General features: G+C 55.1%; 16 protein-coding genes. 14 read left to right on the top strand and 2 right to left on the bottom strand.

The genetic code is table 11. The annotated features are described in order from the left end of the window. The 5 genes from BR04_RS13930 to BR04_RS13910 form a co-directional block, all read left to right on the top strand. Window positions 1–756, top strand: a 756-nt coding sequence (locus tag BR04_RS13930; RefSeq protein WP_496356631.1) for a zinc ribbon domain-containing protein, incomplete at its 5' end; no start/stop codon positions are given. Window positions 757–792: 36 nt separating this feature from the next. Next, window positions 793–1182: a response regulator transcription factor gene (locus tag BR04_RS13925; protein ID WP_496356630.1), complete on the top strand. Its 390-nt coding sequence runs from the start codon at window positions 793–795 to the stop codon at window positions 1180–1182. 11 nt (window positions 1183–1193) lie between these two features. Continuing rightward, a complete protein-coding gene (locus BR04_RS13920; RefSeq protein WP_496356629.1) occupies window positions 1194–1394 on the top strand; it encodes a hypothetical protein in 201 nt (66 codons plus the stop codon). Further along, the gene (locus BR04_RS13915; RefSeq protein ID WP_496356628.1) at window positions 1354–3060 is read left to right on the top strand and encodes a GspE/PulE family protein; all 1707 of its coding nucleotides are present in this window, start codon (window positions 1354–1356) and stop codon (window positions 3058–3060) included. Before BR04_RS13920 ends, BR04_RS13915 begins: the two co-directional genes overlap by 41 nt. A 1-nt stretch (window position 3061) precedes the next feature. Next, window positions 3062–4174, top strand: a complete 1113-nt coding sequence (locus BR04_RS13910; protein WP_496356627.1) for a PAS domain-containing sensor histidine kinase — start codon at window positions 3062–3064, stop codon at window positions 4172–4174. 478 nt (window positions 4175–4652) lie between these two features. On the opposite strand, the gene BR04_RS13905 is transcribed toward BR04_RS13910, so the two are convergent. Next, entirely contained in the window at window positions 4653–6245 is a 1593-nt protein-coding gene (locus BR04_RS13905; RefSeq protein WP_496356626.1) for a B12-binding domain-containing radical SAM protein, read from the bottom strand. Between the two features lie 233 nt (window positions 6246–6478). On the opposite strand from BR04_RS13905, the gene BR04_RS13900 reads away from it, so the two are divergent. The 9 genes from BR04_RS13900 to atpE all read left to right on the top strand — a co-directional run bounded on the left by BR04_RS13900 (window position 6479) and on the right by atpE (window position 11987). Next, window positions 6479–7237 carry a ComFC family protein gene (locus BR04_RS13900; RefSeq protein ID WP_496356625.1) on the top strand — a complete coding sequence of 253 codons (759 nt, stop codon included), beginning with the start codon at window positions 6479–6481 and terminating at the stop codon, window positions 7235–7237. Window positions 7238–7280: 43 nt separating this feature from the next. Further along, a complete protein-coding gene (locus tag BR04_RS13895; protein ID WP_496356624.1) occupies window positions 7281–8057 on the top strand; it encodes a carbon-nitrogen family hydrolase in 777 nt (258 codons plus the stop codon). Beyond that, complete coding sequence (pgeF, locus tag BR04_RS13890; protein WP_496356623.1) at window positions 8054–8800, top strand: peptidoglycan editing factor PgeF; 747 nt, start codon at window positions 8054–8056, stop codon at window positions 8798–8800. The genes BR04_RS13895 and pgeF overlap by 4 nt, the downstream gene beginning before the upstream one ends. 31 nt (window positions 8801–8831) lie before the next feature. Continuing rightward, window positions 8832–9137: a hypothetical protein gene (locus BR04_RS13885; protein WP_496356622.1), complete on the top strand. Its 306-nt coding sequence runs from the start codon at window positions 8832–8834 to the stop codon at window positions 9135–9137. Next, window positions 9134–10186: a selenide, water dikinase SelD gene (selD, locus tag BR04_RS13880; RefSeq protein ID WP_496356621.1), complete on the top strand. Its 1053-nt coding sequence runs from the start codon at window positions 9134–9136 to the stop codon at window positions 10184–10186. Before BR04_RS13885 ends, selD begins: the two co-directional genes overlap by 4 nt. 123 nt (window positions 10187–10309) lie before the next feature. Next, a complete protein-coding gene (locus BR04_RS13875) occupies window positions 10310–10528 on the top strand; it encodes an AtpZ/AtpI family protein (protein WP_496356620.1) in 219 nt (72 codons plus the stop codon). Beyond that, window positions 10528–10917: an ATP synthase subunit I gene (locus BR04_RS13870; protein WP_496356619.1), complete on the top strand. Its 390-nt coding sequence runs from the start codon at window positions 10528–10530 to the stop codon at window positions 10915–10917. Before BR04_RS13875 ends, BR04_RS13870 begins: the two co-directional genes overlap by 1 nt. A gap of 1 nt (window position 10918) precedes the next feature. Then, window positions 10919–11608, top strand: a complete 690-nt coding sequence (gene atpB, locus BR04_RS13865; protein ID WP_496356618.1) for a F0F1 ATP synthase subunit A — start codon at window positions 10919–10921, stop codon at window positions 11606–11608. 94 nt (window positions 11609–11702) lie between these two features. After that, complete coding sequence (atpE, locus tag BR04_RS13860; protein WP_320354485.1) at window positions 11703–11987, top strand: ATP synthase F0 subunit C; 285 nt, start codon at window positions 11703–11705, stop codon at window positions 11985–11987. Window positions 11988–12597: 610 nt separating this feature from the next. Here atpE and uvrA read toward each other — a convergent pair. Next, window positions 12598–15432 carry an excinuclease ABC subunit UvrA gene (gene uvrA / locus BR04_RS13855; protein ID WP_496356617.1) on the bottom strand — a complete coding sequence of 945 codons (2835 nt, stop codon included), beginning with the start codon at window positions 15430–15432 and terminating at the stop codon, window positions 12598–12600. Window positions 15433–15439 lie beyond the last annotated feature (7 nt).

Below are 15439 nucleotides of genomic sequence, written 5' to 3'. Positions count from 1 at the left end.
GGCATTTACCCAAGAATCTCCGGAAAAGGACTTCGTTTCACAGAACCCCTTCCGGAAAACCCCATGGACTCCCGCCTGATCTGGCGGTTCAACGCCTGGTGGCTTTCGACTCCGCACAAGTGCAGCACGGCGCGATCCGAGAACCAAGGACGCATTGTTGCCCTAGACCCCGGAGTCCGAACCTTCATGGCCTTTTACTCTCCCGAGTTCTCCGGAAAGATCGGAGAAGGAGACCTTGGCAGAATCCAGAGGCTGTGCTTTCACCTGGACAAACTGTTCTCAAAACGCAGTCTTTCAAACAACAGCCAGAAGAAACGCAGCCTGACCAAAGCCATCCGCAGGATACAGCAAAAAATCAAAAACCTCATTGACGATCTGCATCACAAAACAGCCCGTTTCCTGACGGACAACTTCGACTGCATCCTTCTCCCGACCTTTGAAACAAAGGACATGGCTTCTAAGGCCAGGCGAAAAATCCGCTCCAAAACCGTGCGTTCCATGCTGACCTTTGCCCATTACCGCTTCAAGATGTTCCTGAAATGGAAAGCATCCCAGCGCGGAAAGACGGTTCTGGATGTCACGGAAGAATATACCAGTAAAACCCACCCCCAGACCGGAGAAGTCCGGAATATCGGTGGTGCAAAACGTATTCCGCTGCTCAACGGGTCTTGGGCAGACCGGGACGTAACAGGCGCTTTCAATGTTCTGTTGAAAGCTTTGACAGATTCGTCCACACCGGTAACGGTGTGCAGTTAATGTTAGCGAACATTAAGAAAAAAGGATCGGTACTTCATGACGGAAAAAAAGAAACTCAAGGTGCTGATTGCCGATGATGAGGCCCATCTGCGGCTCATGTTCAAATCCATGGCTCTTTCCATGGGCGCTGAGGTGGCGGGAGAAGCGAAAAACGGGGCGGAGGCCATAGAACTGTACCGGGTTCACAGGCCCCATATCACACTTTTGGACATCAACATGCCCGTCAAAACAGGGGTGGATGCCTTAAAGGAGATCATGGAACTCTCCCCGGACGCTCTCATCATCATGCTGACCTCCGTTGCGGACGTTAAAACCGTTGAAAAATGTCTGGAGCTGGGAGCGTCCAACTATCTTTTAAAGGATACGCCCCTTGAGGAAATGAAAAAAATAATTAAGGAAACCTGGGATGCCTACAGAAACCCATGAGAGGGGGGCCTGTGTCCGAAAAAAGTGTTCAGAAAACTACCTATGATCTGAAGCAGATGCTGGCGGAACTGGAGGAAGACCGCAGTTTTTTCAAGCCCTCCGGGAGTGGGAAGGTCAAACAGGACGATATCCGGAACATGCTGCTCTTAAAAAAGAAAAAAGGAGCCCGCCGTGACACCGAAAACAAGGTTTCTGGACAGCCTGATTGCTGAGGGCATCCTCTCCTCCGAAGCGGCTTCGGAATATGCCAAAGCCCATCCCCAAGCTTCGCTCGATCTTCTCGAAGCCCTGATGCAGAAGGGCCTTGCCAAAAAGGATGTTCTGGCCAAACTCTGGGGAGATGCCATGGGGGTCTCCTATGTGAATCTTTCAAAAACCCTTTTTCAGGCCGCCGCTGTGCAGAAGCTTCCCGAGGCTTTTGCCAGAAAGCATCTTATTCTTCCCCTCTACGAGGGTCATGGTGTGGTCACGGTGGCCATGGCTTCGCCCCTGAACATCCATATCCTTGACGAGGCTGTGCGGCTTACGGGCTGTCAGCTCAGCCCCGTATTCGCCCTGCCCGATGAGATTGTAAGCGCCATTGATGTGCAGTATCAGTCCGATGACAGCCTGAACAGTCAGCTTGCGGCCCTGTCGGAAAGCCCTCTTTTCAAAAACAGGGAGAGGCTCAGTCTGGAACAGGTGGAGGCTTTTTCCAGGGATCAGGCCATTATCGCTTTTTCCAGAAATCTGTTGTTGCTTGCCCTGAAGGAAAGGGCCAGTGACATCCATCTGGATCCCCAGGAAGAGGAGCTGTGCATACGGTTCCGCATTGACGGGGTTCTTCAGGACAGGCTGAAGCTGGACAAAACCCTTGCAGCCCCCTTAAGCTCACGTCTGAAGATCATGGGAGGGCTGGATATCACGGAAAAACGCAGGCCCCAGGACGGTCGTGTCAGTCTTCCTTTAACCAGACGCTCCGTGGATTTCAGGATGTCGTCCGTTCCCGCCATTTACGGGGAGAAAATCGTTCTTAGGGCTTTGGGCCAGCTTCAGGATACGGAGGTGCCGGATCTTGAAAAGTTAAATTTTTCAAAGGCCAGTTATCTGGGGCTAAAAAAAACCGCCGATGCGCCCAACGGGATTTTTTTTGTCACAGGCCCCACGGGATCGGGAAAATCCACCACCCTTTTTTCCGTCCTCAAGTATCTGAACAGACCCGGCATCAATATCATGACCATAGAAGACCCCGTGGAATACCGGCTTCCCGGTCTGAATCAGGTGCAGGTCAACCATGCCATTGATTTTGGCTTTGCCTCCGCCCTGCGGGCTTTTCTCCGTCAGGATCCCGATGTCATTCTGGTGGGGGAAGTCCGGGATCTGGAGACGGCGAAAATCGCTTCCCAGGCGGCCCTGACCGGGCATCTGGTACTGGCCACCCTGCACACCAACACGGCCCTTCAGGCCGTGACCCGGCTCATGGAAATCGGGGTGGAGCCTTACCTCGTGGCCCCTTCCATTGTGGGCGTCATGGCCCAGCGTCTGGTGCGGAAAATCTGTACCCATTGCAAGGAAGCCTACAGGCCTGAAGGGGAGGTGCTGAGAAGATACTTTCACTGGGACGACTCCATGGATCTGTCGGAAGTGTTTTTTTACCGGGGAAGAGGATGCGCGGAGTGCAACGACACGGGCTACAGCGGCAGGCTTGCCATCCATGAGGTGTTTGTGATGACGGAAGCTGTGCGTGCCCTCATCGCCAGAGGGGCATCCATCCTTGAAATCAATGAAATGGCAAGGGAGGCGGGTTTTCGGCCCATGCGGTACGATGGCATGAAAAAGGTGCTGGCGGGTCTCACCAGCCTTGATGAACTGGAACGGGTCACCATGGGAGATGTGTAGCATGAAAACGGATTTTGCCCCGCCTGAAAGGGCTTCTGAGAAAAGCGTGGAAGAGCAGGTCGTTTCACTTCTGGATCATCCGTATATTGAAAAGCTTTATGACAGCATCTCCGAAGGCCTGCTGATCCTGAACCCGGAACGGCAGATCGTCTATGCCAACGGGAGTTTTCTTGCCGCCCTGGGAGTGGATTTTAAAGCCATCAAAGGCTTGCGTCCCGGTGAGGCCCTGCGCTGTGTCCATGCTTTTGAAACGGAAGGAGGCTGCGGCACCACGGAATTCTGCCGGGAATGCGGGGTCGCCCAGGGTATTTTGTCTTCCCAGAGGGGGATGCCGGCTCTCAAGGAATGCCGGATTCTTCAGAAGGGTTCCGGCGATGCCCTGGATCTTCAGGTGAAAACCTCGCAGTTGCAGGTGGCTGGTACTGACTATACGGTTTATGCCGTAAAGGATATCAGTGCAGACAAGCGCAGACGCATTCTGGAGAGGATTTTTTTTCACGACATCATGAACACCGCAGTGGGCGTACGCGGGCTTTCCGAGCTTCTCTCCGTATCCTCACCGGAAACCCTGGATGAGTTCAGGAGTATGATCTACAGCGGTGCGGCCAAGCTTGTGGAGGAAATTCGTTCCCAGAGGGATCTTGCCAATGCGGAGAACAATGAACTTCAGGTGCAGCCTGTTACCATTCATTCTCTTGATTTCATAAAAGAAATTGCCGGTCTTTATCAGAGTCATGAGGTTGGAAAGGAAAAAACACTGCATCTCGATCCGGATTCGGAGGATGTGGTTTTGGAAAGTGACAAGGCCCTCCTTTTCCGGGTCTTGGGCAACATGACCAAAAATGCCCTGGAAGCCTCACAGCCCGGTGATACCGTCACCCTTGGCTGCCGGAGGGAAGGGGACAGAATCCGTTTTTCCGTTCACAATCCTGCCTTTATGCCAAGGAACATCCAGCTTCAGGTTTTCCAGCGTTCCTTTTCCACCAAGGGCGCAGGCAGGGGCCTTGGCACCTACAGCATTAAACTTCTGACGGAGCGTTATCTCGGGGGGGAGGTTTTTTTCACCTCATCGGAAGGGGACGGTACCACCTTTTATGGTTTGTACCCACTTTAGAGGCGGGGCGTTATGCTCGAAACGGCTATGAAGGTGACTTTTGAAAGTCTGAAGCGTATTGGCGCAACAGTGCTTTCATGATTTTTCCATACCATTTGCTGTCTCAAAAATGACCATGCAGAGTCTGTTTTCTTACGGATTACGACTCTGACTCAGCCATGCCTTTTCCCTCGCTCCAGCGTCTACGCCCCATGTTTGGGGCTGGATCGTCCCGGCACTTTGTTGATACCCATTTCCCAGAGAAGGGATACCCGAGGATGCTGGCACTGGGCGCAGGAGCGCCCGGTATGGCGTTCCCATGCTCCAGCATGGGAACGATAGCTGAAGAAAGATGGTAATCAGTTTTAGTTTTGAGATGAAATCAGAAAATCCGGAGAATCAGCCCTGCAAGAAAAGTGATGACCAGAATCCAGAGGGAAAGTCCGATCCACCCCACTTTCTTTACGGTTATTTTCTTTGGGCATTCTCATCCCTGTTTTCATGCACTGCGCTTCACAGTACCTGCCCCTGTTTCCTGTGCAAAGGGAAGCTCCGCCCAGATCCAGCGGTTTTTCTCCCGGACGATGAGGTTTTTGCGGGCAAGGTCTTCCATGATGAAGGTGGAAAACTCCTCTTCTTCTCCGGTCAGGCGGCTGATGGCTTTGCTGAGGGCAGGAAGGGGATCTTCTTCCGGAGAAAAAATCCCGGCTTCTTCCAGAAGATCTTTGGAAAGGATGGCGAAGATCAGCTCCATGCGGCGGTTGCCCAGCACCCGGAGCTTTTCCTCTTCCGTGCCCCCGCCTGCGGCCACTCTGTCCTGAATCACCTTCCATTCCGCATGGAGGGGGGCGTAGCTTTCTTCCACAAAGGCCATCATGCGCTCCGGGGAAACGCCCTTTGTACGCACCACAGGGCTGTCCGCATCATAAAGCCGCCAGTCGCTGGTGAGAATTTCCATGTCATAGTCTTCAATTTTTTCCCGTACCGTGGTGCCGGGAAAGGGGCAGAGGAAGTGATACCCGGATTCAATGCCCAATTCATCCTGAAAAGCCTGGGTAAGCCTCAGGCTTTCTTCCGTTTCGCCGGGAAGCCCCACCATGAAGGAGGCGTGGGCCCGCATACCCGTCTCCCGGCAGGCGGCCACCGCCTCACGGGCCTGATCCAGGGTAATGCCCTTTTTCACCCGTTTGAGCATGTCCGGACATCCGGACTCAATGCCAAAGCTCACGGCCACACAGCCTGCGGCCTTCATGAGACCCAGAAGATGGGCGTTGATGGTATTGACCCTGGAAAAGACACTCCAGGAAAAGCTGAGGCCCCGTTTGCGGATTTCCTCGCAGAAGGCCTCCACCCGCTGGGCATTGGCGGTGAAAAGATCGTCTGCAATATTGATGTAGGAAAAGCCCATGGCAAGCAGCCCTTCAATCTCGTCCACCACCAGAGGCGCGCTGCGGTGCCGGACTTTTGCTCCCACCATCTTGCGGCCAAGGCAGAAGATGCAGCCATTGGGGCAGCCCCGGCTGGTGATGATGCTCACGGGGAAGCCCAGGGCCTGATACCGGGAAATGGGCAGAAGATGCCGTGCGGGCAGGGGAAGGGTGTCGAGATCCTCAATGTGGGGGCGTTTGGGAGTGAAGACAAGGCCTTCTTTTCCCCTGAAGGCAAGCCCTGGGATATCTTTCCAGGTTCCGGGATTCCGGAGCCGGGGCACAAGCTCGGCCAGGGTGGCCTCCCCTTCTCCGAGAACGATGAGATCCAGTTCCGGCGTATCGTTCAGAAGATTTTCGGCGTCAAAGGTGGCGTGGGGGCCTCCCATGAAACAGAGGGTCTGGGGGCGGATTTTTTTGGCGGCCCGGAGGATTTCCACGGCTTCGGGAGCGGTCATGGTGACGGCGGTGATACCGATGACATCGGGCTGAAACTCCTCAAAGCTCTTTTGAAGGATTTCAGGGCTCCAGGGAGCCACAATAAAGTCAAGAATCTTCACCTCAGCGCCTTGGGCAAGGCAGGCGGCTGCCACATAACAGAGGCCTAAGGGAGGGGATGGGGCCTGTTGCAGGGGGTAGGGGGGGGCAATGAGTATGATGCGCATGGGGCTCCTTGACTGCCATGGGGCGGATGGGGGGTTGGGGGACAGGTGTGAAAACTGCTGCTTTTCCTAATCTGGCAGAAGACGGGCGTCAAGGATGAAAAAGGGGATGAACGGGGTCATGGGGAGGGAAGGCAGGCAGGAAAGGTGAAAATGTTTGACATGGGAAGCCGCGCCGCCTATGCCATTGGCATGGAAGGGGATCTGAACGGAATGGGATTCGGATGGAGGGAAGGGTGACATTTTTTTCCTGGCTGCGCTTATGTGCCCGAGGGCTTTTACCCGATGCCTGTCGGCTCTGTCGCAGGCCCCTTTCCTGGCCTGATGCCGGGGTGGGGGAGACGCTGCTGGCTCCCTTTTTCTGTCCGGACTGCAAGACGGGAGTATCTCCCCTTGTTTCCCCCCTCTGCCGGGTCTGTGGGCTGCCCCTGCCGTCCGCCGCAGAGGATCATGTCTGCGGACGCTGCCTTGAATCGTCTCCGGTCTTTCTGATGGCAAGGGCCCCCTGCCTTTACGAGGGGAAACTCGTGGACATCATCCACCGCCTCAAGTACCGTGGCCGGACGGAACTGGCGGCTCCCCTGGGGATACTCATGGCTCAAACCTTTTATCAGCAGAATTTTCGGCTTCCCCATCGGGTGCTGCCCGTGCCCATGACCCCCGAACGCCTGCGCCAGCGGGGCTTCAATCAGGCATCCCTTCTGGCGATGGCCTTCATGGAGGCAGCAGGGTGGGAAAAGGGGCATGGCCCCCTTCTGGATACCCGAAGTCTTGTGCGCCTCCATCAGGGCCAATCCCAGACCGGCCTTGGCAGGGAAGCCCGGAAAGCCAATGTGAAGGATGCCTTTGGCGTGACAGCCGGGGCTGATGGCGAACATCTTCTGCTGGTGGATGACGTCTTCACAACGGGGGCTACGGTGGGAGCCTGCGCCAGGGTGCTGAGGGCCGCCGGGGCTTTGTCCGTTTCCGTGCTCACCGCAGGACACAGGCCTTAGGGGCTGAAACCCATGGATATTCTGTCAAAAGAGGAGTTTTTGTATGCAAGAGCTGCTGGCAACCGTGTTTCAGTTCGATGTGCTTCGGGGCCGGATGGCCGAAAACCGCAACACCGTGATGCAGGCTCTGGAAGACTGTCCGCCCGGTCTTGTGGTGCTGCCGGAGATGTGGTCCTGCGGTTTTGATTATCCCCACCTGGAAGACCATGCCCGGAAAAGCCCTGAAATTCTGGAGGAACTTTCCGGTATTGCCGTAAAGAAAAAGCTTGTCATCGTGGGCAGCCTGCCGGAGTTTTCCGGTGGCAGGGTGTTCAATACGGCCCATGTGCTGGACAGTGACGGTCGTGTGGCTGGGTTTTACCGCAAAACCCATCTTTTTACCGCAGGGGGGGAGGGACGGGGCTTTGCCGCAGGGGATGCGGCCCCGGTCTTTGAGACCGCGGCAGGGCCTCTGGGGGTTCTGATCTGCTATGATCTGCGCTTTCCCGAACTGGCCCGCACCCTCATGGACAAAGGGGCAAAGCTCCTTGCCGTATCCGCCCAGTGGCCGTCCATGCGGAAAAGTCACTGGCGCACCCTGGCAAGGGCCAGGGCCATTGAAAATCAGCTTTTTGTGGTGGCCTCCAACCGCTGCGGCCAGGATGGGGAGCTTTCCTATGCGGGCGGTTCCCTTGTGGTGTCGCCCACAGACCAGATCCTCAGCGATCCCGGTGAGGATCCGGGGGCTGCATCGGCAAGGCTTGATTTTTCCCTGCTGGAGAACTACCGCCAGACCATTCCCTGCCTCAGGGAGCGCAGGCCGGAGGTCTATGCCCCATGATTTTTTCTCCCCATACTCTGGACATCCTGAAGCTTCCCGGTGTGTTGCATGGTTTTTTTGACCGTCATGGCGGCCTGAGTCCTTCGCCCATGGCGAGTCTTAATTTTTCCCATGGTGAGGGAGATCTTTATGTTGCGGAAAACCGCAGGCGGGTTTTGGCTTTTTTCGGGGGTGGGATGGATCTTGTGGGCCTGAAGCAGGTGCATGGAGACCGGGTAATCCGGATTGGGGCTTCCCACGGCAGGGGGGATGGTCTGGCCGATTCCGACGCTGAGGAAGCGGATGCCCTGTGTACCGACATTCCTGGAAAACTCCTTTTGATCCAGACGGCGGACTGTCAGGCCATTCTTTTTGCCGATCCCGTGAAAAGGGTGGTGGCCGCAAGCCACAGCGGATGGCGGGGCAGTGTTCAGAACATTGCGGCAAAAACCGTGGAAACCCTCATGGGGGAATTCGGCTGCCGTCCTGAGGATATCCGTGCGGGGATCGGGCCTTCTCTGGGGCCCTGCTGTGCAGAGTTTATCCACTGGCGACAGGAACTGCCTCCGGAATTTTCAGCTTTTCAGAGGGGGGACAGCCATTTTGATTTCTGGGGCATCACCCGGATGCAGCTGGAGGGCTGCGGGCTGAAGCCAGACCACATCGCCCATCTGGGAGCCTGCACCCGTTGCGAGGATCGCTGGTTTTCCTACCGGAGGGAAGGCCGGACGGGGCGGCTGGGTGCGGTCATCGGCCTTGAATAAGAGAACGACTGGACATGAAGGAGTCCTGAACATGGGAAAATATGAAAAAAAACTGAAGGAAATGCTTTTCCGTATGGGGTATGTTGCCCGAAACTGGCGGCAGATTGTGCATCTGGCCCTGGCAACGGAGCATTTCGGGGTGAACAACCGCAATTTTTCTCCGGATTTTTCCCTCTTTGGAAAAAGGGGGCCTGGAAAATTTATGGGCATTCCCGGACGCATCCGCATGATGCGGGCCAGGGCCTTCATGGGCTTTATTCCCCTGAAGGATGCGGTAAGGCTTTTTCCGGGCTATGCGGTCCGCCATGGCTATCTCAAGGGAGAGAAAAAACAATGAAGACGGAGGTGAAAAGACCGCTTCTCATGGAAAAGGTCAGGGCTGCAGGCTGAGCGGCCAAACTGGCTCCGGGGGTTCTGGAGCGTGTGATGGCGGGCTTAAAGCCCAAATGTCCGCCGGAGGTGCTGGCGGGAACGAAAAACAGCGAGGATGCGGGGGTTTTTCGTCTTTCTTCCGATCTTGCCCTGGTGCAGACCCTCGATTTTCTCACCCCCATGGTGGACGATCCCATGGATTTTGGCCGCATTGCCGCAGCCAACTCCCTGAGCGATGTCTATGCCATGGGGGCAAGGCCCATTACCGCCCTCAATATCGTCTGCTTTCCCGCAGGGGATCTGCCGGAATCCCTGCTTCAGGAGGTGCTGGCGGGCGGTCTTGAGAAGATCGAAGAAGCCGGAGCCGTGCTTCTCGGCGGACACAGTGTGGAGGATGCGGAGTTCAAATACGGACTTTCCGTCACAGGCCTTGTGCATCCGGAGAAGATGGTGCGAAACGGTGGGGCTGTGGCGGGGGATGTGCTGATCCTCACCAAACCCATCGGTACGGGGGTGCTGACCACGGCCATCAAGGGGAAACTGGCTTCAGCCGGGGCTGCGGCAACCCTGATCTCTGCCATGAAAACCCTGAATGCAGGGGCTTCTGAGATTTTCTGCCGTTTTGGCGTCCATGCCATGACGGATATCACGGGCTTTGGCCTTGCAGGCCATGCCCTGGAAATGGCAAGAGCCAGCAGCTGCCTCTTGCGGGTGCAGACGGCGGCGGTTCCCCTTTTTCCCGAAGTCCGGGACTATGCGGCCATGGGGCTTATCCCCGGTGGGGCTTACAGGAACCGGGAGTTCTGTGGGGAGGGAATTTCCTTTGAGGCTGGAGTGGAGCGCAGCTTGCAGGATCTTATGGTGGATCCTCAGACTTCGGGGGGGCTCCTTGCCGCTCTGGACGGGGCTGTAGCCGCAGACTGTCTTCAGGCCCTGCGGGATGCGGGAATTGCTGCTGTGGGTATCGGTCAGGTGGCGGAAGAAGGAAGCTGTGGGCATGTGTTCTTTTCATGAAAAAGCCCGTTAAAAAAGAATTTCACATTGACCTGGCCCTGAAGCCTGTGGTATTGGAAGCCCATTCTGCTGCAGAAGGTTCTTTGCGGTATGGTTTTCTGAAAGATTTCCGTAAGGAATATCATGCAAAAAGAAACATTTAAAATGATGCGGGAGTTGGCGACCTATGGAAGCCTGGGCATGAGTGTGGCCTTTTCCGTTTTCATTGGTGTTTTTATGGGAGTTCTGCTGGATCGCTGGCTGGAAATTCAGCCCTTTGGCACCTTTGGAGGTCTTCTTCTGGGGATTGCGGCAGCCTTTCGGCATATTCTCTGGATGATCCGCAGAATGGGGAGAGCCTGATGGAGTTTCAGGAACGTCTGGTTCTTTTTGTTTCCCGGGGGAACTGGGTGGTGCTGGCGCTTTTCTGTCTCTTTGCCCTCTGGCTGGGAGATCCGGCCTTTTTCCGGGGCGTTTTTTTTGGAGGGCTGATTGTGGCCCTTAATTTTCATCTTTTGGCCCGAACCCTGAAAAAAGCTCTGAAGCCTCCCCATCTGGCTGCTGTACACAGCATTATTGCCAAGTATTATTTGCGTTTCATCCTCAGTGGTATCGTTATTTTCATTTTGATTCTCGGGCGGTTTGTGTCGCCCTTAGGCTTGGTTCTGGGACTTTCGGTCGTTGTCGTCACCTTGTTTTGTGCGACGATCGTGGCATTGATTAAAATTTTCTCCAGTAAGGAGGCGACGTAACGTGGAGCATCCCTTTCTTATCTTCAGCTGGCTTTTTGAAAAGATCGGGCTGGGGCATTTTGCCCATGCCTATCCCCATGTGGTGTACTCCTGGGTGGTCATGACCCTGCTCATCGGCATCGGTTTTCTGGCAGCCCGCAGTATCACCATGATACCCGGGAAATTGCAGAACTTTTTTGAGGTTCTCATTTCCAATATTGAGGAATTCATGGTGGAAAACACGGGAGAAGAAGGCCGCTGGTTCTTTCCCATCGTGGGTACGGTATTCATCTATGTGTTTGTGAGCAACCTGGTGGGGCTGATTCCCGGATTTTTTCCGCCTACGGCCAGTCTCAACACCACAGCCTCCTGTGCTCTGGTGGTCTTTTTTATGACCCACTTCATCGGGGTGAAGTACCATGGTATTCATTATATCCATCACTTCACAGGCCCTGTATGGTGGATGATACCCATTATTCTTCCCATTGAGATCATTGGCCATCTGGCCCGTGTTCTTTCCCTCTCCTTCCGTCTTTTCGGTAACATGATGGGGCATGAACTGGTTCTGATGATTCTCTTTTTTCTGGCAGGTGCTTTCTTTGCGCCCCTGCCCATCATGGCCATGGGCATCTTTGTGGCTCTGGTACAGGCTTTTGTGTTCTTCCTGCTTTCGGTCATGTACTTTACCGGAGCCATGGAGCATGCACACTGATTCAGCGAACAACAGGCAAACTTGGGGTCCTGTTTTCGATATCACCTATTACTGATTTTTGGGGTTTATTGAAAGAAGTCAAGGAGGCTTTACAATGGAAGCAAATGCACTGCAGTTTTTCATCGCCTGTGTTACCGCCGCTGGTTTTGGTCTGGCCATTGCTGCATCCCTCTGTGGTCTGGCCCAGGGTATGGGTCTGAAGGCCGCCGTTGAAGGCATCGCCCGCAATCCCGAATCTTCCGGTAAGGTAACCGTTACCATGCTCATCGGTCTGGCCATGATCGAATCCCTGTGTATCTATGCACTGGTTGTGTCCCTGATTCTGATCTATGCACACCCCCAGGCCGAGGTGATTGCCTCCCTTCTGGGCGCCAAGTAAGCAGTTGAGGCCCCTTTGGGGCTGGCAGTAAAGAGAGACAGAAACAGGGGCCGGATTCCCATTTTGGGAATCCGGCCCTTGCTGTTTCTGCACGATGCCGTAACGACTCAGCAGGGCCTTCCTGACTTTGGCAGCCCTTTAAAATCTTCAGAAAAAGTCAATGGGCAGATGCCTTTTACAGCTTTTTTCCCTCACATTCGGCCCATTTCAAAATTTCATTACCACCTTAACTCAGCCATGCAATCGCAGATTTTGCCCATGCAGCATTGAACTCATCGTTCCCACGCTCCAGCGTAGGAATGCATCTTGAGACGCTCCAGCGCCTTGAATACCGGAACACTGTCATGCCCCAAACGCTTGTATGGCATTCAGAAACTGGATGCGCTCCATCTTTTTTGGTCTGGATCATCCCGGTGCTTTGTCAATACCCAGTTCCCAGAGAAGGAATTCCCGAGGATACTGGCCTTGGGCGCAGGAGCGCCCGGAAGTGCGTTCCCACGCTGGAGCATGGGAACGATAGCTGAAGAAAGATGGTAATCAGATTTAAAAAAGAAAAATGTTTGATTTTACTGAATAAATACAAGATGCCTTACTTCGGGTTTTTTCCGTTTCAGGACAGCTCCGGATCGAGGCCCAGCAGGGGTCTCAGAAAACGACCCGTGTGGGAGGCCGTCACCTCCGCCACTTCCTCGGGTGTACCTGCGGCAAGAATCTCTCCCCCGCCGTCTCCGCCTTCCGGCCCGATATCAATGATATGATCCGCGTACTTGATTACATCCAGGTTGTGTTCGATCACGATGATGGTATTGCCGTTCTGCACCAGACGGTCGAGTACGGAAAGAAGCCTTGCCACGTCCTCAAGGTGCAGGCCTGTGGTGGGTTCATCCAGAATATAAACCGTTTTTCCCGTGCCCCGTTTGCTTAACTCCTTGGAAAGTTTGATACGCTGGGCCTCGCCTCCGGACAGGGTGGTGGCGGACTGGCCGATGCGTACATAGCCAAGGCCCACATCGGAAAGAGTTTCCAGTTTGTTGCGGATGGCGGGGATGTTTTCAAAGAACTGAAGGGCCTGATTCACCGTCATGTCGAGAACTTCGGCAATGGTCTTGCCCTTGTAGTGGACTTCCAGGGTTTCCCGGTTGTAGCGCTGGCCCCGGCAGACATCGCAGGCTACGTAGATGTCGGGCAGAAAGTGCATTTCAATCTTGATGATGCCGTCCCCTGTGCAGGCTTCACAGCGTCCGCCCTTGACGTTGAAACTGAAACGACCGGCCTTGTAGCCCCTGGCCCTGGCTTCAGCGGTCTGGGCGAAGAGTTCCCGGATGTGGGTGAAGAGTCCTGTATAGGTACCGGGATTGGAGCGGGGGGTGCGGCCTATGGGAGACTGGTCAATGTTGATGACCTTGTCCACGGCTTCGAGTCCCTCCATATGGCTGTGTCTGCCCACCACTACCCTGGAACGGTAAAAGCGTCTTGCCAGAGCCTTGTTCAGGGTTTCCAGAACAAGGGTGGATTTTCCGGAACCGGAAACCCCGGTAACGCAGGTAAAGCAGCCTAAGGGGAAGGCGGCTGTGATGTTTTTGAGATTGTTGGCCGACGCTTCCACCACCCGGAGAAACCCTTTGGGGCTTCTGCGGACGGCGGGTACGGCAATGCTGCGCTTTCCCGAAAGAAACTGGCCCGTGAGGGAGGCGGTACACGCCATCATGGCCTTGGGCGTTCCCGCAAAAACCACTTCTCCACCATGCACCCCTGCGCCGGGCCCCATATCCACCACAAAATCCGCAGCCCGTATGGTGTCTTCATCATGCTCCACCACGAGAACCGTATTGCCGAGATCCCGCATCTGCATGAGGGTGGCGAGCAGTCTCAGGTTATCCCGCTGGTGGAGTCCGATACTGGGTTCATCCAGGACATAGAGCACACCCGTGAGTTTGGAACCTACCTGGGTGGCAAGGCGGATGCGCTGGCTCTCTCCGCCGGAAAGGGTAGTGGCACTGCGGCTTAAGGTGAGGTACCCCAGCCCCACATTGGCAAGAAACCCAAGGCGATCGCCGATCTCTTTTAAAATGGGGGCTGCGATCTGGGCCTTGCTGCCGTCGAGGGAGATGCTGCGACTGAAGCTCAGGGCCTCGTCCACGGAAAGCGCCGTGAATTCAGCAATGGTTTTTTTCGCTATCCGTACGGAACGGCTCAAAGGATTGAGTCTTGTGCCTTCGCAGACCGTACAGGGCATAAAGGTCATGTACTGCTGGATTTCCTCCCGCATCTGAGGGGAGTCCGTTTCCAGATACCGGCGTTCCAGATTGGGAAGAATCCCTTCCACCGTTTTTTTGTAGGCGATTTTCCGGCCATTTTTTTCGTAGTAAAACGGAAGCTGTACCTTGCCCGTACCGTGGAGAATGGCGTCCTGACAGGCTTTGGGAAGTTTTTCGAAGGGGGTGTAGATGTCCGTTTCAAAATGGGTGGTCAGGGCTTCGAGAAATTCGGAAAAAGCCATGGAGTTTTTCCCTGCCCAGGGCAGAACGGCACCTTCCCGCAGGGAAAGAGAGGTGTCCGGTACAATGAGTTCCGCATCAAAGGCCGTGCTGCTGCCCAGGCCGTCACAGGCGGGGCAGGCCCCCTGGGGGGAATTGAAGGAAAAACTTGCCGGGGAAAGTTCGGGGAAGCTGATGCCGCAGCTTAGGCAGGCAGCCTTTTCACTGAAGAGCAGTTCTTCTTCCGTCTCGGGAATCAGGACGGAGACCACTCCGGAGCCTTCTTTCATGCCCAGCTCAATGGCATCGGCCAGCCGGGTTTCAATGCCCTGTTTAATGATGAGGCGGTCAATAACGACGGAGATGCTGTGCTTTTTGGTTTTGGCCAGTACGGGGATTTCTTCCAGCTCATGGATTTTTCCGTTGATCCGTACCCTGGAAAAACCGTCCTTTTTCAGTCTGGAAAAGAGCTTTTCATGGGTTCCCTTCTGCTGGGTGACCAGAGGGGAGAGGATGAGGATACGGCTGCCTTCCGGAAGGGTGGCCAGCCTTTCCATGATCTGGTCAAGGCTCTGGGCGGAGATGGGCTGATGGCATTCGGGGCAGTGGGGAACACCAACCCGTGCATAAAGAAGGCGCAGGTAATCGTAGATTTCTGTCACTGTCCCCACGGTGGAGCGCGGGTTATGGCTGGCGGTTTTCTGTTCAATGGCAATGGCGGGGGAAAGCCCTTCGATGGTGTCCACATCGGGTTTGTCCATGCGGCCAAGGAACTGGCGGGCGTAGGTGGAAAGGGACTCCACGTAGCGGCGCTGGCCTTCGGCGTAGAGGGTGTCAAAGGCCAGGGTGGATTTGCCGGAGCCTGAAAGCCCTGTAATGACCACCAGCTGATTTCTGGGAAGATCCACGTCAATGTTTTTCAGGTTGTGCTGGCGGGCACCCCGGATGCGGATTTGATCGGTTTCCATGTGGTCT

It is taken from the genome of Desulfobotulus sapovorans DSM 2055 (assembly GCF_059569355.1).
Note: the sequence above shows the minus strand (reverse complement) of the source record. Positions and strands in the feature narration are given on the sequence as shown.